This window comes from Corynebacterium uberis (genome assembly GCF_020616335.1).
Classification (GTDB): Bacteria; Actinomycetota; Actinomycetes; order Mycobacteriales; family Mycobacteriaceae; genus Corynebacterium; species Corynebacterium uberis.
In genome coordinates, this window is the sequence record NZ_CP085051.1 from 395048 (window position 1) to 416557 (window position 21510).

General features: G+C 68.3%; 20 protein-coding genes. 12 read left to right on the top strand and 8 right to left on the bottom strand.

All coding sequences use genetic code 11. The features are described 5' to 3' along the window. Nucleotides 1–7 precede the first annotated feature (7 nt). The 10 genes from rplC to rpsQ are packed head-to-tail and all read left to right on the top strand — an operon-like array spanning nucleotide 8 to nucleotide 4835. Entirely contained in the window at nucleotides 8–664 is a 657-nt protein-coding gene (gene rplC, locus LH390_RS01785; protein ID WP_227280878.1) for a 50S ribosomal protein L3, read from the top strand. Further along, nucleotides 661–1314, top strand: coding sequence for a 50S ribosomal protein L4 (gene rplD / locus LH390_RS01790; RefSeq protein WP_227280877.1), 654 nt, complete (start codon nucleotides 661–663; stop codon nucleotides 1312–1314). Before rplC ends, rplD begins: the two co-directional genes overlap by 4 nt. Continuing rightward, complete coding sequence (gene rplW / locus LH390_RS01795; RefSeq protein WP_227280876.1) at nucleotides 1314–1619, top strand: 50S ribosomal protein L23; 306 nt, start codon at nucleotides 1314–1316, stop codon at nucleotides 1617–1619. Before rplD ends, rplW begins: the two co-directional genes overlap by 1 nt. 38 nt (nucleotides 1620–1657) lie before the next feature. Beyond that, nucleotides 1658–2491 (top strand): 50S ribosomal protein L2, encoded by an 834-nt coding sequence (gene rplB, locus LH390_RS01800; RefSeq protein ID WP_227280875.1) that lies wholly within the window; start codon nucleotides 1658–1660, stop codon nucleotides 2489–2491. Between the two features lie 16 nt (nucleotides 2492–2507). Continuing rightward, nucleotides 2508–2786, top strand: a complete 279-nt coding sequence (rpsS, locus tag LH390_RS01805) for a 30S ribosomal protein S19 (protein ID WP_146325605.1) — start codon at nucleotides 2508–2510, stop codon at nucleotides 2784–2786. Nucleotides 2787–2789: 3 nt separating this feature from the next. Then, nucleotides 2790–3152 carry a 50S ribosomal protein L22 gene (gene rplV, locus LH390_RS01810; protein ID WP_227280874.1) on the top strand — a complete coding sequence of 121 codons (363 nt, stop codon included), beginning with the start codon at nucleotides 2790–2792 and terminating at the stop codon, nucleotides 3150–3152. After that, complete coding sequence (gene rpsC / locus LH390_RS01815; protein ID WP_227280873.1) at nucleotides 3152–3907, top strand: 30S ribosomal protein S3; 756 nt, start codon at nucleotides 3152–3154, stop codon at nucleotides 3905–3907. Before rplV ends, rpsC begins: the two co-directional genes overlap by 1 nt. Before the next feature lie 2 nt (nucleotides 3908–3909). Next, nucleotides 3910–4326, top strand: coding sequence for a 50S ribosomal protein L16 (gene rplP / locus LH390_RS01820; protein ID WP_227280872.1), 417 nt, complete (start codon nucleotides 3910–3912; stop codon nucleotides 4324–4326). Next, complete coding sequence (gene rpmC, locus LH390_RS01825) at nucleotides 4326–4556, top strand: 50S ribosomal protein L29 (RefSeq protein ID WP_227280871.1); 231 nt, start codon at nucleotides 4326–4328, stop codon at nucleotides 4554–4556. Before rplP ends, rpmC begins: the two co-directional genes overlap by 1 nt. Then, on the top strand, nucleotides 4557–4835 hold the full coding sequence (rpsQ, locus tag LH390_RS01830) for a 30S ribosomal protein S17 (protein WP_227280870.1): 279 nt from the start codon (nucleotides 4557–4559) through the stop codon (nucleotides 4833–4835). Between the two features lie 128 nt (nucleotides 4836–4963). Here rpsQ and LH390_RS01835 read toward each other — a convergent pair whose 3' ends face one another. The 8 genes from LH390_RS01835 to LH390_RS01870 all read right to left on the bottom strand — a co-directional run bounded on the left by LH390_RS01835 (nucleotide 4964) and on the right by LH390_RS01870 (nucleotide 16340). Continuing rightward, nucleotides 4964–5125, bottom strand: a complete 162-nt coding sequence (locus LH390_RS01835; protein WP_227280869.1) for a hypothetical protein — start codon at nucleotides 5123–5125, stop codon at nucleotides 4964–4966. A gap of 754 nt (nucleotides 5126–5879) precedes the next feature. Then, nucleotides 5880–6707, bottom strand: coding sequence for a lipase family alpha/beta hydrolase (locus LH390_RS01840; RefSeq protein WP_227280868.1), 828 nt, complete (start codon nucleotides 6705–6707; stop codon nucleotides 5880–5882). Between the two features lie 3 nt (nucleotides 6708–6710). Beyond that, nucleotides 6711–7979 carry an MFS transporter gene (locus LH390_RS01845; RefSeq protein ID WP_227280867.1) on the bottom strand — a complete coding sequence of 423 codons (1269 nt, stop codon included), beginning with the start codon at nucleotides 7977–7979 and terminating at the stop codon, nucleotides 6711–6713. A 31-nt stretch (nucleotides 7980–8010) separates the two neighbouring features. After that, nucleotides 8011–11979 carry a non-ribosomal peptide synthetase gene (locus LH390_RS01850; RefSeq protein WP_227280866.1) on the bottom strand — a complete coding sequence of 1323 codons (3969 nt, stop codon included), beginning with the start codon at nucleotides 11977–11979 and terminating at the stop codon, nucleotides 8011–8013. Next, on the bottom strand, nucleotides 11976–13316 hold the full coding sequence (locus LH390_RS01855) for an enterochelin esterase domain-containing protein (protein ID WP_227280865.1): 1341 nt from the start codon (nucleotides 13314–13316) through the stop codon (nucleotides 11976–11978). Before LH390_RS01855 ends, LH390_RS01850 begins: the two co-directional genes overlap by 4 nt. A gap of 93 nt (nucleotides 13317–13409) precedes the next feature. Continuing rightward, on the bottom strand, nucleotides 13410–14192 hold the full coding sequence (locus tag LH390_RS01860) for a heme ABC transporter ATP-binding protein (protein ID WP_227280864.1): 783 nt from the start codon (nucleotides 14190–14192) through the stop codon (nucleotides 13410–13412). Continuing rightward, nucleotides 14189–15244, bottom strand: coding sequence for a FecCD family ABC transporter permease (locus LH390_RS01865; protein WP_227280863.1), 1056 nt, complete (start codon nucleotides 15242–15244; stop codon nucleotides 14189–14191). The genes LH390_RS01860 and LH390_RS01865 overlap by 4 nt, the downstream gene beginning before the upstream one ends. Then, on the bottom strand, nucleotides 15228–16340 hold the full coding sequence (locus LH390_RS01870) for a heme/hemin ABC transporter substrate-binding protein (protein ID WP_269961669.1): 1113 nt from the start codon (nucleotides 16338–16340) through the stop codon (nucleotides 15228–15230). Before LH390_RS01870 ends, LH390_RS01865 begins: the two co-directional genes overlap by 17 nt. A 444-nt stretch (nucleotides 16341–16784) precedes the next feature. On the opposite strand from LH390_RS01870, the gene LH390_RS01880 reads away from it, so the two are divergent. Beyond that, a complete protein-coding gene (locus LH390_RS01880) occupies nucleotides 16785–17948 on the top strand; it encodes a nucleotide disphospho-sugar-binding domain-containing protein (RefSeq protein ID WP_227280862.1) in 1164 nt (387 codons plus the stop codon). 27 nt (nucleotides 17949–17975) lie between these two features. Further along, nucleotides 17976–21425, top strand: a complete 3450-nt coding sequence (locus tag LH390_RS01885) for an ABC transporter transmembrane domain-containing protein (protein WP_227337385.1) — start codon at nucleotides 17976–17978, stop codon at nucleotides 21423–21425. Nucleotides 21426–21510 lie beyond the last annotated feature (85 nt).

Below are 21510 nucleotides of genomic sequence, written 5' to 3' on the forward strand. Positions count from 1 at the left end.
ATTACTAATGAGTGAAAACGAGATCAAGGGCATTCTGGGCACCAAGCTCGGCATGACCCAGGTCTTCGACGAGCAGAACCGGGTCGTCCCGGTCACCGTCGTGGAGGCCGGGCCGTGCGTGGTCACCCAGATCCGTACTACCGAAACCGATGGCTACAACGCCATCCAGATCGCCTACGGCGAGATTGACCCCCGCAAGGTGGCCAAGCCGCAGGCAGGACATTACAAGAAGGCCGGCGTGACCCCGCGCCGCCACGTCACCGAGATCCGCATGGATGACGTCTCCGGCTACGAAGTTGGCCAGGACATCACCGTCGAGATCTTCAACGACGTCGAGTTCGTGGACGTCACCGGCACCACCAAGGGCAAGGGCTTTGCCGGCGGCATGAAGCGCCACGGCTTCTCCGGCCAGGGTGCCGCCCACGGTAACCAGGCCGCCCACCGCCGCGTCGGTGGCATCGGCGCTGCCGCGACCCCCGGTCGCATCTTCAAGGGCAAGCGCATGGCTGGCCGCATGGGTTCTGACCGTGTGACCACCCAGAACCTCAAGATCCAGAAGGTTGACGCTGAGGCCAACCTGTTGCTGATCAAGGGTGCAATCCCCGGCAACCGTGGCGGCCTTGTCACCGTTAAGACCGCAGTGAAGGGCGGTGCACACGCATGAGCAATCTGAAGTTGGACGTCCTCACCGCGGACGGCAAGACCAACGGCCAGGTTGAGCTCCCGGAGGAGATCTTCGACCGCGAGGCATCTGTTGCTTTGATGCACCAGGTTGTCACCGCGCAGCTGGCTGCCAAGCGCCAGGGCACCCACGCCACCAAGACGCGTGGCATGGTCCGTGGCGGCGGCAAGAAGCCGTTCCGTCAGAAGGGCACCGGCCGCGCCCGCCAGGGCTCGATCCGCGCGCCGCACTTCACCGGCGGCGGCATCGTTCACGGCCCGCAGCCGCGTGACTACTCGCAGCGCACCCCCAAGAAGATGAAGGCTGCCGCCCTGCGTGGCGCCCTGACCAACCGTGCTGCCAACGAGCGCATCCACGTCATTGAAGAGCTCGTCCCGGGCCAGAAGCCGTCCACCAAGTCGGCTCGCGCCTTCATCGAGCGCATCACTGACCGCAAGCGCGTGCTGCTCGTCGTCGGCGCGGAGGACCTGAACGCCCAGCGCAGCGCCAACAACCTGCCCAACGTTCACATCCTCGTCCCGGAGCAGCTCAACACCTATGACGTGCTCAACTCCGACGATGTTGTGTTCTCGGTCGAGGCCCTGCACACCTTCATCAACCGCGCCAACGGTGCGGACAAGGAGGACAACTAATGGCTAAGATCTACAACCCGCGCGACATCATCCTCGCGCCTGTGGTCTCTGAGAAGTCCTACGGCCTCATGGAGCAGAACACCTACACGTTCTACGTGGCCAAGGACTCCAACAAGACCCAGATCAAGCAGGCGATCGAGGACATCTTTGGTGTCGACGTCGCCTCCGTGAACACCGTCAACCGCGAGGGCAAGCGCAAGCGCACGCGCACTGGTTTCGGCCGCCGCAAGGCCACCAAGCGTGCCTACGTCACCCTGCGCGAGGGCAGCGACTCCATCGACATCTTCGGCGGCGCGACCGCTTAAGCGGAACCGTCAGGACGTCGAGAAGCAAAGGAACCATTATGGCTATTCGCAAGTACAAGCCGACAACTCCGGGTCGCCGCCAGAGCTCCGTTTCCATGTTCGAAGAGATCACTCGTTCGACGCCGGAAAAGAGCCTGCTGCGCCCGCTGCACAAGACCGGCGGCCGTAACACCCACGGCCACATCACCACTCGTCACAAGGGCGGCGGACACAAGCGTCGTTACCGCGTGATCGACTTCCGCCGCGCCGACAAAGACGGCGTGCCGGCCAAGGTCGCGCACATCGAGTATGACCCGAACCGCACCGCGAACATCGCGCTGCTGCACTACTACGACGGCGAGAAGCGCTACATCATCGCCCCCAAGGGCCTGAAGCAGGGCACCGTCGTGGAGGCCGGCCCCAACGCCGACATCAAGGTGGGCAACAACCTGCCGCTGCGCAACATCCCCACCGGTACCACCATCCACGGTGTGGAACTCAAGCCCGGTGCCGGCGCCAAGCTGGCCCGCTCGGCTGGCGCGTCCATCCAGCTCCTCGGTAAGGAAGGCTCCTACGCCGTGCTGCGTATGCCCTCCTCCGAGATCCGCCGCGTGGACATCCGCTGCCGCGCCACCGTGGGTGAGGTTGGCAACGCCGACCAGATCAACATCCGCTGGGGCAAGGCCGGCCGCATGCGCTGGAAGGGCGTGCGCCCGACCGTCCGTGGTGTTGTGATGAACCCGGTCGACCACCCGCACGGTGGTGGTGAGGGTAAGACCTCGGGTGGCCGCCACCCGGTCAGCCCGTGGGGCCAGAAGGAAGGCCGCACCCGCAACCCGAACCGATACTCCAACAACATGATCGTGCGTCGCCGCCGGTCCAAGAAGCGCTAAGAGGAGGTAAGTCACAATGCCACGCAGCCTGAAGAAGGGCCCGTTCGTCGATGAGCACCTCCTCAACAAGGTCGATGCTCAGAACGAAAAGGGCACCAAGCAGGTCATCAAGACCTGGTCGCGCCGTTCTACCATCCTGCCCGACTTCATCGGTCACACCTTCGCCGTCCACGACGGCCGCAAGCATGTGCCGGTGTTCGTCGACGACTCGATGGTCGGACACAAGCTGGGCGAGTTCGCCCCCACCAAGACCTTCAAGGGTCACGTCAAGGACGACAAGAAGGGACGTCGATAAGCGATGAGTGACACCATCACCTCCGCACGCGCCACCGCGCGCTACGTTCGCGTCACCCCGATGAAGGCCCGCCGCGTCATCGACCTGGTCCGCGGTAAGTCCGTCTCCGAGGCCCTGGCCATCCTGAAGTACGCCCCCCAGGGCGCCGCCAAGCCGGTGGCCAAGGTCGTCGCCTCGGCAGCCGCGAACGCCGAAAACAACTTCGGCCTGGACCGCCGCACGCTGGTCATCTCCGAGGCATACGCCGACGAGGGCCCCACCATGCGCCGCTTCCAGCCGCGCGCCCAGGGCCGTGCCTACCAGATCCGCAAGCGCACCAGCCACATCACCGTGGTTGTTGAGAGCCAGAAGGAAGGGGCCAAGTAGTGGGCCAGAAGATTCATCCCCACGGCCTCCGGCTGGGTATCACTTCCGACTGGAAGTCCCACTGGTACGCCGACAAGAACTACAAAGACTACGTCGCTGAAGACATCAAGATCCGCGAGTTCCTCTCCAAGGGACTCGAGCGCGCCGGCATTGCCGACGTCGTGATCGAGCGCACCCGCGACCGCGTCCGCGTGGACATCCACACCGCCCGGCCGGGCATCGTCATCGGCCGCCGCGGCTCCGAGGCTGACCGCATTCGCCGCGAGCTGGAAAAGCTCACCGGCAAGCAGGTTGCGCTCAACATCCTCGAGGTCAAGAACGTTGACGCCAACGCTCAGCTCGTCGCGCAGAACATCGCCGACCAGCTCGCCGGCCGCGTCGCCTTCCGCCGCGCCATGCGCAAGGCCATTCAGTCCGCGATGCGCCAGCCGCAGGTCAAGGGCATCAAGGTGCAGTGCTCCGGGCGTCTCGGCGGTGCCGAAATGTCCCGCACCGAGCGCTACCACGAAGGCCGCGTTCCGCTGCACACGCTGCGCGCCGAAATCGACTACGGCTTCCACGAGGCCCACACCACCTTCGGGCGCATCGGCGTCAAGGTGTGGATCTACAAGGGCGACGTCGTCGGTGGCCGCCGCGAGAGCGAAATCAACGCACCGTCCGAGCGCCGCGGCCGCGGCGACCGTGGAGACCGCGCCGGTCGCCCGCGTCGTGGTGGGCAGCGTCGTCAGCGCGCTGAGAAGAAGCAGGAGGGCTAAACGTGCTTATTCCTAAGCGTGTCAAGTACCGCCGCCAGCACCGCCCGACCCGTCGCGGCGTGTCCAAGGGTGGCAACCGCATCACCTTCGGTGACTACGCCATCCAGGCCCTCGAGCCGGCGTACGTGACCAACCGTCAGATCGAGGCCGCTCGTATTGCCATCAACCGCCACGTCAAGCGTGGTGGCAAGGTGTGGATCAACATCTTCCCGGACCGTCCCCTGACCCAGAAGCCGCTCGGCGTGCGTATGGGTTCCGGTAAGGGCCCCGTGGAGAAGTGGGTGGCCAACGTCAAGCCGGGCCGTGTCCTGTTCGAGATGAGCTACCCGGATCGCGCCGTCGCCGTTGAGGCCCTGCGCCGCGCCGGCCAGAAGCTGCCGTGCAAGGTCCGCATCATCGAAAAGGAGGACCAGTTCTAATGGCTACCGGTACCCCCGCACACGAATTCCGCGAGCTGTCCGCCGAGGAACTGACCACGCGTCTGACCGAGGCCAAGGAAGAGCTGTTCAACCTGCGCTTCCAGAAGGCCACCGGCCAGCTGACCAACAACCGCCGACTGCGGACGGTCAAGCGCGACATCGCCCGTATCTACACCGTGATCCGCGAGCGCGAGCTGGGCCTGTCCGTCGTCCCGGGAGCTGAGGCTTAAATGAGTGAGGCAAACGTGACCAAGAAGGAAAAGGGCGCGCAGAAGGTCCGCATCGGCTACGTGGTTTCTGACAAGATGCAGAAGACCATCGTCGTTGAGCTGGAAGACCGCAAGCGCCACGCCCTCTACGGCAAGACCATGCGCACCAACTCCAAGGTGAAGGTGCATGACGAAGACGAGATCGCCGGCGTTGGCGACCGCGTCCAGATCGCCGAGACCCGGCCGCTGTCCAAGGACAAGCACTTCCGTCTCGTCGAGATCATCGAGAAGGCCAAGTAATTTTGCGCTAGCTCGATAAAGATCAAGCCCCCAGGTTCTTCCTGGGGGCTTTTTTCGCTTATCGACGCCCCGGTGCGTTGCGCTCCCCACAATCAGAGCTGTGCTCCGCTATCGATGGGCACCGGGCGCTATTTCCGGCGCCAGGTACTTACCAACACACTGACTGCGTACATCGCCAACAGAATCGCTGCGGCTGAAAGACCCCACGCAGCATCGCCGAGGAGGAAGCCCACGACGACCAAGATGGCGGCGCAGATGAGGGACCACTTGGTGAGCTGATGGAGATCCATGTCGTTTCCCTGCCTTCCTTCGTTCTGAGTTTGTGGCGTAAGTGCGTGACTACCGGCGCGGGGCCACTGCAGTGAGCGAGTCTACCGGTAATGCTGTACCGCCACGCCGTTGTTCCCTTATGTCTACCGCCTTGGCGATCCCCGATGTCGAGACCAGTGGTGCGCGCGGAGCACGCGGCGTCGATAAGCGGGACTGGGGCACGGCAAAGGGGGGGACAGGAGCCTCGTCCCCGCACCGTGTGACTGGTGTGACTGGCCGAGTGCGTTTTCGGGGGTGAAAAGCGGCCTTTTCGGGGGTGTTTTGTGCACCGTGTAAACCCCACCAGTCACACGTCGCATGTGGAGGGCCGCCGACTGCGGCCGAAGCGCTGTTGGGGACTGCCCCCGCGGTTTTCTCAGCCCGGGTCTTAGCAATCGGTGGTCGTCCGGAGCCCTGCCTCTGCACCGTGTGACTGGTGTGACTGGCCGAGTGCGTTTTCGGGGGTGAAAAGCGGCCGTTTTGGGGGTGTTTTGTGCACCGTGTAAACCCCACCAGTCACACGTCGCATTAGGGCGCACGGCGGGGACACGGCGGGGGCACGGCAGGCGCACGCCGGAACCGTCACTCGAAACGCCCAGTGTCAGCGCAGTAACGCGTAGCGACGCCCCGCGCCCCCCAGACCACAGCCACCCACAGCCCCTCGCTCTAGAAAAACAAGAGGCCGTGCGCACAGCATGAGGAGTGCGCACGGGCTGCCGCCGGGAAGAAGGGAATCTATAGGCCGTCCTGGAAGACGGTGTCTTGCCAGCGGATGGCGCCGTCGGGCTCGGTGACAAAGTCGCCGGCGCAGGTGCCGCCTAGGGCGGTGATCACGGCGGCGATGGCCTCGTGTTGCAGGGGTTCTAGGGAGTGGTGGAGTCCGCCGCCGCCGAGGCCGAACAGGGGCAGCGGTAGGGGGGTGATGCGGCATTGGCCGCCGTCGAGACGCCCGTCGGCCCATTCGTGGGCGGAGCGCAGGGAGTAGTAGTGGGTGGTGCCGGGGGTGTCGTCACCCGCGTTGAGGGCGGTGAGGAAGTCGGAGCCGGGGCAGAGGTCGCGGGCGAGGCCTTGTTGGACGCAGGCGCCGGGGCTGCCGTATTGGGGGCTGCCCATGGCGATGTAGGACTCAATGATCCCGGCCCCGCCGCCATGGACGAGGTATTCGCGGGCGCTCATGCCGCCTGCGCTGTGGCCTACCAGGGAGATGCGGGCGTGGGGGTTGGTTGCCCGGATGGAGGTGACTTCGGCGGCGATGGCGGCGGCGTCGGCACGCAGGTCGGTGCCGGCGAGGTCGAGGATGCGGGCGTTGTAGCCGGCGGTGCGCAGGGAGTTGGCTAGGGGGCCGTAGGGCAGGGTGCCTACGGATTGGCCGGGGATGATGAGCACGGTGGGGGCGTCGGGGGCCACGGTGGCGGGGGCGGAGGAGCCCTCCGCGACCGGCGGCACCCCAGGCAACCCGGGCACCGAAGGCAACCCAGGCACCGAAGGCACAGCAGCCGTAGCCAGCGGCGCGGCCAGCGCCACTGCGGCGAGTGCGCAGGCAAATCGCGAGCGGAGTTTCATGGTTTATGAACCTGCCTTTCGTAGGATCCAGGACAGCCCCGCGCCGACGAGCGCGGTGGCTGCGAACAAGAGGAAGGGGGCTTGGCTGGCGCCGGTGGAGGCGACGAGCACGCCGGTGACCCAGGGCCCGATGATGGCGCCGAGGCGGCCCATGCCCAGTGACCAGCCGACGCCGGTGGTGCGTGCGGCGGCGGGGTAGGAGCGGGTCACCCAGCCGTTGATGAGGGTTTGGGTGGCCACGGCTCCGTAGCCGGCGAAGATGGCAATGCCTAGCAGTACGGCGGTGGAGCCTACGAACGCGAAGGCGCAGATGGCCACGGCGCCGATGATAAAGGAGGCGGTGACTACGATGCGGGAGCCGAGTTTGTCTGCCACCACCCCGGCGGCGATGCCGCCGATGATGGCGCCGGCGTTGAAGCACATGAGGAAGGCCAGTGAGCTGCGGAAGGCGTGCCCGTTGGCTTCCATGAGTGCGGGCAGCCAGGTGTTGGCGCCGTAGACGAAGAGGAGGGAGCAGAAGCTGATTGCCCAGAACGCGATGGTCATGGCGCGCAGGTGGGGTGCGAAGATGATGCGCAATCCGGCGGTGTGGTCATTGCTTGCGGCATCTTCGCGGGAATCGGGTAGCCATTTCCAGGCGGCGGGGACGACGGTGATCAGCGGTAGGGCGCCGATGAGGTACATCCAGTGCCAGGACAGGTTGGGGATGACCCACATGGCGATCAGGGAGGCGGCGACCCCGCCGATGGGGTAGCCGGATTGCATGAGCACGTAGGCTACGGCGCGGCGCCCGGGTGGGGCGAATTCTGTGGTCAGTGCGGCGGCCAGCGGCATGACTCCGCCGAGGCCTAGGCCTGCGAGGAAGCGGAGGACGGCGAAGAGTACGGGCCCGCCGGCGGCGGCGCAGGCGGCCATGAGCACGCTGAACCAGATCAGGCAGGCCAGGAAGGTGCGTTTGCGTCCCCACAGGCTGGCGAAGCTGCCCACTAGGATCGCGCCGAGCAGCATGCCGGCGAGGGCGGAGGAGCCGACGAGTCCGGCGGTGCTGGGGTCGAGGCCCCATTCGTCACGCAGGCGCGACAGGGTGGTGCCGTAGACGACGATGTCGTAGCCATCGAAGGCGATCGCCGCCCCGCAGATGGCAATGATCGCCCCGGGCAGGCGGGTGGTTACCCCGCCCTGCTTATCGACGCCCCCGGCGCCACGCAGGGCGTCCCCGTCACGGGAGGGCGCAGCGGCGGGGGCGCCGCTGGGTAGTGGATCTGTGCTCACGGTGTGTTCCTTCTTAGGTGGTGTGGGTGTGTTAAGCGGGGGCGTTGAGGACCGTTGCCACGGCAGCCAGGCTGTCTGGGGCAACGAGTCCCGGGTGGGTGACGTCGAGGCGGTGGACGCGCAGTCCGCCCAGGTAGTCCTGCCAAATAGTGTGGTCCATGTGTTCGGGGTTGCGTTCGGCGCGGAAGAAGTCGGCGGTGCCGGACCACGGGTGGGTGGTGTGTTCGCGCATGATGCGTGCGTTGTGGGCGATCATGGTGGTAATTGCCCCGAGGACGGATTCGGGCAGGGCGCCGAAGGCGCCGCCGCTGGCGCGCAGGGCGGCGATGACGTGGGATTCGTCCAGCTCGTCGCCTTCCTCGGCCCAGTCGCGCCCGGCCATGGTCAGCACGCCTTGGAGGAGTTCGTGGTGGGTGGGGGCGGGCCGGCCTTGCCAGAGTTCGGCGGGGTAGGCGTCGAGCAGGCACAGGCGGCGCACCTGGGGGGTGTGGGTGGAGCCTGCGGCGGCGGCTTCGAGTTGGGCGGCAACCTCTTGGGCGAGCACCCCGCCGACGGACCAGCCGACCAGGTCTACCTGGGTCAGGCCCCGGGCGCGGATGTCGGCGACCACGAGTGCGGCGGCGGCGCTTAAGGTGTCCGCCGGCGCGGTGTGGGGCAGCAGCCCGGGCGATTGGGCCAGGATGACGCCCCGCCGCGCATCCGTAAGCAGCGGCAGCAGTCCGGTGTAGGACCAGCTCAGCCCGCCTGCGGGGTAGAGGCAGTACAGCGGCACCCCGTCGCGGTGTTCGCGCAGCACCAGGAAGGGGTCGAAGCCGGAGGGCCCGGCGTTCGGTGCGCCTTCCGGGCTGGTTGCAGCGCTGGCGGCAGCGTTGGTACTCGCACCGGCCTCCAGCCGGGTGGCCAGCGCGGCGACGGTGGGTGCGGCGAAGATGTCTGCCACGCTGATCGCCCCGTCGAGGGCGACGGTGAGCTCTACGGCGGACAGGGAGGTGCCGCCGAGCTCAAAGAAGTGGGCGTCGCGGCTTAAGCTCCCGTGGCCGCAGCGCCCCAACACCCGGCCCATGGCCGCGGCGACGCGTTCCTCGGTGGGGGTGGCCGGCGCGGGCCCGTCTGCGCCGGTGTCCAGCTCGGGCAGGGGCAGGGCCCGGGTGTCCAGCTTCCCGGAGGTGGTGGTGGGCAGCGCGTCGAGTTCGACGACGGCGGTGGGCACCATGTAGGCGGGCAGGTGGGCGCGGGCGTGGTCGAGAAGCGTGCTGGTGTCCAGGGGGGTCGCCGCGTCCGGGGTGGGCACAACCCAGGCGACTAGAGACTCCGTGGTGCTATCGCTAGCGTCGCTGCCGAGCCCCACCACTCCCACGGCCACCTGCGCGACATCGGGGTGGGAGTGGAGGACGTCTTCGATCTCGGCGGGTTCGAGGCGCTGTCCGCGCAGCTTGACCTGGGAGTCGGCGCGGCCCAGGTAGTCGAGGGTCCCGTCGGGGCGCCACCGGGCCAGGTCGCCGGAGTCATACATGCGCCCTTCGGCGAAGGGATCTTCCTGGAAGGCGGCGGCGGTCAGCTCGTGCCGGCCGATGTATCCGGTGGCCACCTGGACGCCGGCGAGCCACAGCCGCCCGGTGGCCCCAACGGGCAGGATCCGCCCGGCGGTATCGCGCACGTAGCAGCGGGTATTCCACACCGGCGCGCCGATGGGAACGGTGTCTTCGGTGCCCGTGATCGTGTAGGCGGTCACGTCCACGGAGGCCTCGGTGGGCCCGTAGAGGTTGTGCAGTGCGCAGTGGAGCTTTTCGACGCCCCGGTGGGCCACGCTTACAGGCAGCGCCTCGCCGGAGCAGATCACCGCCCGCAGGTCCGGCAGGAGGGTGTCCTGCGGTGCGCTGGTGGCATCCGCCCAGGCGAGGAAGGCCTTGAGAGCGGAAGGGACGAAGTGACAGATGGTGGCGCGGGCGTCGGCAAGCTCTGTGCACAACGTGGCGGGATCGCGGTGCGCGTCGGGGCTGGCCACGGCCTGCGCGCAGCCGTGGGTGAAGGGCAGGAGGAATTCCCATACGGACACGTCAAAGGACGAGTGCGTCTTTTGCATGATCGTGTCGCCGCTGCCGATGCCGTAGTAGGCGGCCATCCACTCCAGCCGGTTGGCGATGCCACACTGCGGCACCTCCACCCCCTTGGGCTTTCCGGTGGACCCGGAGGTAAACAGCACATAGGCCGGGTCGGTGGGGCTGGCCTGCTCCCACTCCGGCGCCGGGTGGGCGGGGGAGTCGGTAAGCAGGGGGCGCGCCGGATCGATGACCTGTGGGTCCAGGTGCACATCCGCTTCCGGCGTAGCGCCCACGCGCAGCACCGGGTGGGCGATGCTGCGCATGTAGGCGGTGCGCGCGGCGGGCAGCTCCGGGTCGATGGGCAGCCAGGCGCAGCCGACCAGCGCGCACGCAGCGATGGTGAGAGACAGCGCGGGGCTGCGCGGCAGCTCCACGGCCACCAGCGTGCCGGGGCGCGCGCCCAGCTCGGCAAGCCGGGCGGCCACGGCGTCAACCTGCTGCCACAGTGCGGCGCGGTCGAGCCACTGCCCGGACCACCACAGCCCACCCCCGTCCCCCGTGGCCCGGCACGCCTGCACGGCCTGCTGCACGGTCGGGTGGGCCGTGGCATGCGCGGTGGCGTTGAAGGTGCCTAAGACGGTGGCCTTTTCTTCCGGGGTAGCAACCTCAAGGGCGGCCAGCGGCGCGTCGGCCGAGGCGTGGGCGGCGGCGCTAACCAGGTGCGCCAGGCGGGTGATGTGGGCGGCCAGGGTGGCCTCGTCGGCGTCGGTGCCGTGGGCAAGGCCCTGAATGAGCATGCCGCCGTCCATCTCTGACTGGAAGATCAGCTCCACGTCATGGACCAGGCCCACCGAAATGGTGCGCAGCGCGGCGCTGGCCGGACCGAAGGAAAAGACGGGGCTAAAGGGGCGCAGGTTGATGCTCGGCCCGGTGAACTGGTGGGAGGGGTCAGACACCCCCAGCAGGCGGCGCAGCTCCTCGCCGCGCATGGTGTCATGGGCGCGCAGGGCCGCAATCGCGGCCGCCGCCGCGGCGTAGGACTGCGCGGCGTTCTGGTCGCGGGCGGTTGCATCCAGGGGGGTCAGCGTCAGCGGCAGCACGTTGACCGCCGGTTCGAGGGCCACGGTGCGTGCCCCCAGCGGGCGGTTCATCAGCGGCAGGCCCAGGCTGACGGTCTCGGCGCCGGTCATGGCGGCGGTGTAGTGGGCGCTCAAGGCCGCAAGGACATCAAGCTCGCTGACCGAGCAGGCGGTGGCGCTGGCGCGCAGTGCGCGGCGGGTGGGGGCGCTAATCAGCGCGGTGGCGGCGATGGGGCGGCCGGTGGTGGCGGGCCGGTCTGTCCGCAGCAGGGTCGGCGGGTTGGCGGTAATGCTGCGCGCCGGGTCGGTCCAAAAGTCCTCGTCGGCGGCGCTGATGGGGCGGGTGTCGGCGGGGTCGGCGGGTCGCAGTGGGCAGGCCACGCCCGCGGGGTCCTCGCCGACGAGCAGCGCCTGGTAGGTCTGGCCCACCCAGCGGATCAGCGAGTTGATGGCAAAGCCGTCGGCGATGATGTGGTGGAAGCGGGCCAGCCAAACCACCTGCCCGGACGCGGTGGTCATGATGTGGTGACCGTGAAGCTGCTGCCCGGCGATGCGGGTGCCGTCCGTCATCGCCTTCGCAGCGGCGACGGTGGTGGCCGCCCAGGTGACCGGGTCGGTGTCGGCGTCCAGGTTGCCAAAGCTCAGATGCTCCGCGGCCGGGCGGGCCTGCGGATCCGGCACCGCCCGCGGGGTGGCCTGCGCGTCGAGCTCATAGGAGGCGCTCAAGGCGGGCAGGGCGTCCAGGCAGTGGCACAGGGCGCGACCCAGCAGCTGCGGGTCCACCTCGCCGGTGAAGGTCAGCAGCTCCGCGCATTGCAGGGCGCTGCTGTTCGGCAGGGCGGCCTGGGCGAACCAGAGGGCGGTTTGGCCGGGGGTCATTGGGCACTACCTTTCGCGGTGGTGGGTAAGTCTGTCAGGGCGGGGCCGACATCGGGGAGTGATTCGGGGCTGAGAATGGCGTGCAGCCGGGTGGTCAGCGCGCAGCGCCACCAGGCGTAGTCGTGGCCGCCGTCGTAGAGGTGCAGCGGGGTGTCGAGCACCTGGGCGAGCATGTGCATGCGCGCCACGGAGAGCTTTTCTTGCAGGCCCACGTCGAGGTGGATGGGCGGCAGCCGTACCCCACTGGCCTCGGCGCTACCGGCACCGGCCGCGGCGGCGGCAAGCTCCCCGGTGATCCAGTCGATGGTGCGCTCGCCGAGGTGCGCGGGGAAGCGGTTTTCCCCGGGCACCCACCACAGGGAGGGCGACTGGGCGATGATGTGGTCCCAGGCCTGCGGCAGCTCGCGGGCGGCGAGCAGCGCGGTCAGCCCGCCGAGGGATTGCCCGGCGAGGATCCGCGGTCCGGAGAGCGCCACCCCGGCGGCCTTGGCCTGGGCGCGCGCCCAGTCGGTGGCCCGGCCGGCGACCTCGTGCACAAACACGGGGTTGGCGCCCAGGGTGGCCTTGCGGTCGGGTACCGAGTTGTTGGCCAGGCCCAGCACCGCCAGCGGGGGCAGGACCCCGTCCGCGGTGGCGGCGGCCAGGATGTCCGGCAGGTGAAGGCGGTCGAACCAGACGTGGGCGTCAAAGATGGTCAGCAGGCCGCACGCCGCCGTGTCGGCGGGCAGGTACAGGTAGGCGCCGCGGGTCAGCTCGGCGTCGGGGTGCGCGGCGGCGGTGTCCGGGAAGTCCAGGTCAGCCACGGTGTAGCCGCGGTGGGGCGGGGCGTCCGGGGTGCCCTGGCGGTGTGTTTCCCACAGCGGGTCGGCGGGCGCGCCGGGCCCGCGCAGCAGGGACAGCCCCCGGCCGGGCTGGTCGCCGCGGACCATGGGCGCGGTGGTGGCGGTGGTGTCCAGGAACCCGGCGTAGGTGTTGTGTGCGGGCGGCCCTTTGCGCACCTGCCCGCCGGCGGCGACGGGGTTGAAGCAGTAGGAGGCGCGCAGCGTCGGCGGCAGGATGAGCGTGCGCGCCCAGATGTCCGTGCCCGGGATGGGCAGCATCATGCCGCGCGCCTGCTGGTCCTTGTCCGTGATGCGGTTGAGCGCCAGGTGTACTGCCTCGGGGGTGTCCAGGCCCGGCGGTGTGCGCCACAGGAATGTCCAGCGGTTGGTCTGCTTATCGACGACCGGCGTGCCCCCGGAAGTCAGTTCCTGCCACAGGGCATCCCCCGACGCGGGCAGACTGTGGTCTTCCGCGCGGCGGATGAGGTCGTCATCGGTGAAAAAAGAAGCGGGCATTGCGGTGGCATCATCCAGATCTGAAGCTGACTCAATAAGGGCACACAAGGGGCGGGGCCAGGCCGGCCCCACGTCCCCCTAGCATAGGACACGCTAACTTTGGGGCGGTCCGATGGGCACGATGATGGGCGCGCCATTATCCGGGTGGGTCAGCACGTGGACGCGCTGACCGTAGACCTCGAGAATGCGCTCCGGGGTCAGCGCCTGGTCCGGGGGTGCGGCGCAGACCACGCGGCCCTGCTTGAGCATGACAATGCGGTCTGCGTAGCGCGCGGCGACGTTGAGGTCGTGGAGGACCACAATGACCGTCTTTCCCTCCCGCGCCCACCGGTGTGCCTGGGCGAGCACGATTTCCTGGTGGCGCAGGTCGAGGGCGGCGGTGGGTTCGTCGAGAAGCACCACCTGTGCGTCCTGGACCTGGGCGCGGGCGAATTGCACCCGGGCGGCCTCCCCGCCGGACAGGGTGGTCACCGAGCGGCGTGCCATCGACTCCAGCTCCGTGGTCTCCAGGGCGGCGATGACGCGGCGGCGATCGCCCTGGCGATCCACCTTGTAGGGCAGGCGCCCCATGGCCACGGACTCATCGACGGTGAAACCAAAATGGGCGTCGTGGCGCTGCAGCATCACCGAGCGCACCTGCGCCAACTCCTTGGGGCGGAACGTGTTGACCGCCTTGTCGGCGATGCGCACAGCGCCCGCCGCGGTGGGATCGTCTCCCGCCACGACCCCAAGGAGCGTGGATTTTCCCGCCCCATTGGGGCCCACCAGGGCCGTGACCTGACCGTGCAGGAAGTCCACGTGCACATCGTCGAGGAGCACCCGGCCCCCGGCGCGTACCGTCACGCCGGCGACGTGGACTGCACAATCCGCGTTCATCGCACCACCCGCTTTTCACGCAGCACCAAGAACAGGAAGAACGGGGCGCCCACCGCGGCGGTGAACAGCCCAATGGGCACCTCTGCTGGCGGGGCGATGGTGCGCGCGGCGGCGTCGGCAGCCACGATGAGCACCGCGCCGGCGACCGCGGATGCTGGCAGCAACGCGCGGTGACCCGGGCCGACGATGAAGCGCACGATGTGGGGAACCACCAGGCCGATAAAGCCGATGGCGCCCGCGAAGGCCACCGCAGACGCCGTGAGCAGCGCGGTGACAATGATCACCAGGAACCGGGCGCGGCGCACGTCCAGACCCAGGTGTTGGGCCTCCCGCTCGCCGAGCGTGAGCACGTCCAAGGCCTTGGCCAAGAACACCACCAGCACCACGCCCAGCACAAAGACGGGGCTGACGGCGCCCAGCTGGGGCCAGGTGACCTTGCCCAGCGAGCCCATCTGCCAAAACACCAGCGATTGCAGCTGCTTCTCATCGGCGGTGTAGGTCAAAAATCCCACCACCGCCTGGCAGGCAGCGCCGACCGCGATGCCCACCAGCAGCATCCGCGCGGTGCCGTGGTTGCGTCCCGGGCGCGCCAGCGCATAGATGAGCAGGGTGACGGACAGGCCGGCGACGAATGCCCCGATGGGCACCGTCCACGTGGTGGCCGAATCAACCAGCACGATCGCCGCGACCGCGCCTGCCGAACACCCGCCGGTCACGCCCACGATGCCGGGGTCTGCCAGCGGGTTGTTAAACAGGCTTTGCAGCGCGGCGCCGGATATGGCCAAGCCCGCGCCCACGATCACGCCCATGACCACGCGCGGGAGCCGCAGCGACCACACCACGGAGGAGTCGCGGGGGTTGATTCCCAGCGCGGCGTCCGGCTGCGGGCCGGCACCGACGATTGTCCACACCTGGTCAAAGGGGATGCGCAGCGGGCCGATGGACACGGAGACCACCGCCACCACGGCGAGGAGGGCCACACCGATACCCAAGAACAGCGCCAGGGGGATGCGGCGGACCTCCGCCTGGGGTTCCTTACTTCTTGGTGTCAAGGAGCGCCTTTGCCAGGGCCTGGGCCCCCTCACCGATCTGCGGGCTGGTGTAACGGATGAAGGAATCCGGCAGCACGATGATGCGGTTGGCCGTTCCGGCAGGGGTGTCCTTCAGGGTGGGGAAGGCCTCGAACAGGCCGTCGGCCCCGCCCCACTTGCTTAAGTCCGACTCCGCCAGGATGATCACGTCCGGGGCAGAAGACAAGATGCCCTCGTTGCTGAACTCGCGGGAGAATCCGCGGAAGCCGGACTCCTTGCCCACGCTGGTCAGGCCCAGGGTTTCTACCAGCTCGGTGCCGGGCGCGCCCACGCCGGCGACGGAGTTCTGCCCGCCCGCACCGGTGGCGGTGACCTGGATGATGCGCAGGGAGCCCAGATCATTGTCGGCGACGAGCTTCTTGGCCTCGTCGAAGTCCTTGTTGATCGCCGCGACGAGCTCCTTGCCGGTGTCCGCGGCGCCAACGAAGTCGGCGACGTCCTGGATCTTTTCTACCTGCGGCTTCTTATCGTCGAGCACCACCGCGTCGGTGTGGGCGTCGCGGAACTGCTTGGCCACGTCGCCGTGGCGCTTGGAGTTATCGCCAATGAACAGGGTGCCGTTCATGGCCAGCAGGCCCTCGGCGCCGGTGGACTTGTTAAACGCGAAGTGCTCCGGGGCGCATTCGCCCTCCGGGGAGGTGCTGTTTTCCGGGGCGGCGGCGATGTTGCCGGCCAGGCCCAGGGCGCCCAGGGTGGCGGAGACGCCGTCGCCGGCGGAGATGATGCGGGAGGCGTCGTGGATTTCTACGCTCGTGCCGGTGCCGTCGGTGACGGTGGTGGGCAGGGAGGGGGTGGCGTGCAGGTCGGTGCTGGTGTAGTCAGCGGTGACGCGCACCCAGCCGTCGGGTAGCGCTGTTTGGGACATCGTGTGGCGCTTGTCGTCCAGGCAGGACTGTGCAGAGCTGCTGGCGGCGCTGGACTGGGTTGCTCCGGCGGCCTCGGTGGAGTCGGTGGATCCGGTGCCGGCGTTGCTGCACGCGGAAATCAGGCCCACGGACAGGATTGCGGCGGGCGCGAGGGCGCGCATCCAGCCGCGCCGGGCAGAAAGGGTAGTCATGGGTGTGTATCTCCTTGGGTGGGGAGGTCTATCGACGATGGGCGTGTGGTGACGCCGGCCGGGTGAGGCGCGGCGCTGCCACGGTTTCTACACGGAGTGCGCAGTCGATCACGCCCGGAGAATGTGGTGAGCTTTGCGCAACCTAGTTAACTCCTACGCGATAGCTGCGCTGCGTGCAAGCTTCCTGGACGCCGGGTGTGGTGGCCATGATAACCGCTTTTAGGTCAATGACCTGCGCGAATACCTACATTGCGGAGTAGGGGTAGCGCTATATGGGGGTAGTGGCCAGCAGGATTAGGTCAGGAAAACCAATTGCTGCTAAACCTAACCGAGGCATTCCCTGCGCTGCACGCTAGTGCGGCGCGTGGAAAGCCTTCTCGTGTTGCTTTGCTTCCCCACACCCCACGCGGCCGCCGAGCCGCCGCTTGTTAAGAAAGGCGCCTAGTGAAGGTCCTCTTCATCGCCCCACCGCTCTATGGACTGACCTACCCCATCATCACCCTGGCCCAAGCCTTCCGCACCGCAGGAGCCCGCACCATCGTGGCCACCGCCGGTGCCATGGCCACCAAAGTCGCCCACGCCGGGCTAGCCGCCTATGACGCCGCCCCCGACTGCGACGCCGACGCGGAGTACGCCCGCTGGGAGGACAAGCGCAAGCAGGCCCACGCCGGCACCCGCCCCATGGGCTTCCCCTTCTTCAGCGACCTGCTTATCGACGCCGCCGATGCCCTCATCCAGGACTGGCACCCGGACCTGATCATCTACCCACCCTTAGGCGTGTGCGCCCGCGTGCTGGGGACCCGCCACGAGATCCCCACCGTCATGCAGACCGTCGGCTTTGCCCACCAGGCCCACCACGTGGACGTGGTCACCCAGGCGCTGCTGGACGCGCGCCCGGACCTGGGCCTTCAGGTAGCGGACCTGGCGGCCGATCGCGCGTGGATCGACGTCGCCCCGCCGAGCATGACCGTGTTGGAATGCCCCGCCCCGCAGTGCCTGCCCATGCGCTACGTGCCCTACAACGGCGGCGCCGTGGTAGGAAACCTGTGGCCGCGCCATACCCAGGACGATGCTGAATCGGATGCAGCACGGACCCCGCGCCGGGTGGCCGTGAGCCTGGGCACGCTCAAGCCGATGGTCGATGGGCTGGGCTTGCTCGCCACCATCCTCAACGGCCAGGACGATGCCGTAGCCGACGTGGACTACGTCATCCAACTGCGCCACAACGCGCGCGCCGAGCTGCCGGAGCGCCTGCCGGACAATGTGCGCGTGGTGGACTGGTTCCCCGGCGGCGTGCTCGATGATGCAGACCTGTTCATCCACCACGGCGGGGCGGGCAATACCTTGACCGCCCTGCACCACGGGGTGCCCCAGATTGTCTTTGGTCAGGGGGCGGACCGGCCGCTCAACGCTCGGCTTGTTGCCGATGCCGGCTGCGGGCTCATCCCCGGCGAGGACGGCCTGACCGCACAGCTGGTGGCAGGCGCGCTGGATGACGCCCAGCTGGCTGAGGCCGCGCGGCGCGTGCGCGCAGAGATGGCGCAGATGCCCAGCCCGGCGCAGGTGGTTGAGCAGCTGGCGGACCTGACCTCCCGGCAGCGCGGATAGATGGTCGGCCCAGGTGTGCGGCTCATAGTGGCCGAAGTTCGCCATCACGCGCGGCAATTGTGGTGGATTCTCGCGGTCACGGTGATCAGCGTCAGCGGCATGGTGCTCACCCCGCTGCTGACGCGAGGGGCGCTCAATGACGCCGTGGTGCAGCGCGTCGATCGAGTGACCTGGTGCGCACTGGGCATCGTGGCGCTGGCCGCGGTGGACTTTGCGGGCGATTATGTGCGCCGATGGTTCGCCGGGAAGCTGTCGCTGGATGTGCAACACCGGCTGCGGGTGCGCATGTACGCCGCCGCACAGAACAGCTCGGCGGCGCAGTCGGGATTGCTGAGCCCACACGAGATTGTGACGCGGACCAACTCGGATTTGCAGCAGATCCAGCTGGTCTTGACCATGATCCCCGTGCCCGTCGCCGTGGCGGTCTATTACACCCTGGGCCTGGGGTTGATGCTGTGGCTTTCGGTGCCGTTGACGCTCATTGTCGTGCTGACGGTCGTGGTCTTCGGGTGCGTGGTGGCGCGAGTGCGCATTGTGGTTACCGATGTCGCCGGACAGGTCCAAGACCTGTTCAGCGTGTTCGGCCAGCTCGTCGCCGAGCTGGTGTCCGCGCATACCTTGATTGTGTCGGAGGGGTTGCAGCACCGCGGCCTCGCCGCGGTCAAGGAGGTCACGTCCAGGCTGTATCAGGCGCGGATGAGTTTGGCGCGCACGCAGGCCCCCCTGTCCGCGGCTTTGCAGGTCATCCCCTGGTGTGGGCAGCTGGCCGTGGTGGGTGTGGGCGCGCTGTTGGTTATTCGCGGGTCCGTGGATGTGGGGGCGTTGGTCGCGTTTTCCCTGTATCTGGGCATGCTGGTGGGCCCGACTCGGGTGCTGGCCATGTATGTGATTAACCTGTCGCGGGCGGTGCCCAGCATGAACAGGGTGGCTGCGGTCTTAGCCGCCCCGGCGGTGGATGTGAGCGCTGGGCGTCCTGCCCCGCAGGGCGCAGACATGGAGCTGGCGTTGACCAAGCAACAGCCGCCTATACGGGTGCGCCCTGGTGCGGTGCTGGTGGTGGATTGTCCATCGTCGGCGCAGGTGGAACACGTCTGCGCGTTGCTAGCGCGCAGCGAGCAAGCCTCGCAGTGCCCCGGTTCGGTGCGCCTGGGTGGGTGCGCGGTAGAGGATTTGTCTTTGGAGTCCTATTGGCGCGAGGTAGTCACCGTGGGGCGCGCGCCCTTCTTTGCCACGGGCAGCATCGCGCAGGCGTTGTGCGATGGCCAGGAGTGGGACGCCGCACGGGGACAGGCGGCGCTGCGGGTTGCGGGTCTTGATGCGCTCATAGCGCAGCTACCCGGCGGTACGGACTATGAGCTGACCGAGGGGGCGGAGAATCTTTCCGGGGGCCAACGGGCGCGCCTGGCCGTGGCGCGCGCATGGTATTCGCAGGCCCCGTGGCTGGTGTTGCAGGAGCCCGCGGCGGCGGTGGATCCGGTGACCGCTGCGGAGGTCTTTGGGCGGCTGGGGCGGGCCGTGGGGGCGTCGCAAAGCAGCAGGGGCGTCATCGTGGTGACCACGGATGCCGCCGCGGTGGCGCGTGCGATACCGGAGGCGGTGCTGGTGGAGGCTCCGGTGCAAGACGCGCAGCCGGCCGCCGACGCGCAGGCGCGAACACCGCAGCTGAGCTCTGTGTGGGATGGCCCCGGCGCGCAGGTGGTCACGGAAGAACAGGCGTTGCGGGTGCGCACCCTGGTGGCGCGCTCGGGGTGGCGTTTTGTGTGCGCGGCGCTGTTGATGCTGATCACCACGGGGCTCACGGTGGGCTTCTCGCGGGTGTACGATCACGTGCTTACCAGCGCCTCCCCGCCGCAGGATGCCGCCTACCCCACGCGGTGGTTGCTTCTTGCAGTGGCCATCGTGGTGGCCTGGGCGATCATCGACTGCGTGCAGGCAATCGTGTGTGCCACGGCGGCAGAAACGGTGCAGCGCCAGGTGCGGCGTCTTGCGGCCCAGCAGGTGGTGCTCACCCCGGTGGGGATTGCTCGCAGCACGCGCCGCGGCGAGGTGTTGACCAAGGTGGTCGCGGATGTGGAATCCTTGGCCCGATTTTTGCAGCAGGGGCTGGCGCCGGCGCTGTCCGCACTCATCACCATCGTTGTGGTGGCCGTATCCATGCTGGTTATCGCCCCTGGGGTGACCAGCGTGGCGTTGACCAACGTGGTGATCGTGGTGGGGGCGACGGTGGTGTTCAATGTGGTGCTGGACCGCAGCTATACCCGGGCGCGCCGCCACATGGGCCAGGTCAACGCGGCGCTGGATGAGGATACGCGCGGCCGGGATCACGTGATGCGCAGTGGGCAGGCCCGGCAGGCAGGAAACCGCTTTGCGGCGTTGTCTGATACTTACGCTCGGGCGCGGCTGCGCGCGCAAAAGGCGATGGCCTTCTACTTCCCGTTCGTGGCGTTTAATGCGCAGGTCACCACGGCCCTGGTGGTGTGGCTGTGCGCGCGCGAGATCGCCGCGGGCCAGCTGGGGGTGGGGGTGTGCGCGGCGTTGCTGTTGTTAGCCGGACAGCTCTTCGGCCCCGTCCAGCAGGTGGCCTCCATCATCGATGGCTGGAAGCAGGCCACCGTGGCGGCCCTGAAGCTCAACGAGTTCTTTGCCCAACCGCGCGAACCCCTTGACCAGGCCACCGTCGAGCCGGCACCGCGGCCACGCCATCCCGGCGAATTGAGCGTTGATCAGGTCTCGTGGGGCTACGCGGCCGATGCGCCCGTGGTGCGCAACGTGTCCCTGCGCGTGCCCGCGGGCCAGGTGTTGGGCATCGTGGGGCAGTCCGGCGCGGGCAAGACCACGTTGATCCGCCTGTGCGCGGGGCTCGAGCACCCGCAGCAGGGCCGCATCATCGCGGAAGGGTGGTGCGAGTCGCGCGCGCACCGCGATGCTTATCGACGCCGCGTGAGCTACCTGCCCCAAGAACCCATCCTGCTCAGCGCGAGCATCCGCACTACGATCACGGCGAGCGACCTCACCGGGGGAGGGGCGGCAGCCACACCTATCGATGCCGCACGGTTGGACTATGCCGTGCGCGCGGCGGGGCTGACTAACACGGTGAGCGTGCTGCCCGGCGGGCTGGATTATGTTGTGGGCGCCCAAGCCAGCGAATTGCCGGACCAGGATCGCCAGCGGGTCAGCATCGCGCGGGTGCTCTACAGCCAGGCCCCCATCGTGGTGTTGGACGAGCCCTCGGCCGCGATGACCGATGCGGAACAGCGCAGCCTCATCGCGGCCGTGCGCGAGCAGGGCCGCACGTGTGTGGTGGTCACCCACCAGCCGGCCACTGCGGCGGCGTGCGATCAGGTGGCCGTCCTGGAGGCAGGCCAGCTGGCCTGCGTGGGCGACCCGGCGCACCTCCAGCAGCAGGGTGGCAATGCCTTCGCCCGGTGGTGGGCGGCGGGATCACGCCAGTACCCGGAGGCTACCGGCGCTGACTAGCCTCGCCTGCCCGGTAGGCGTTGCCGGGCAGCCGCGCGAGCAGGGCCATCGGCGGGTGTCCTGCTACTTTGGGGCCAACACCTCC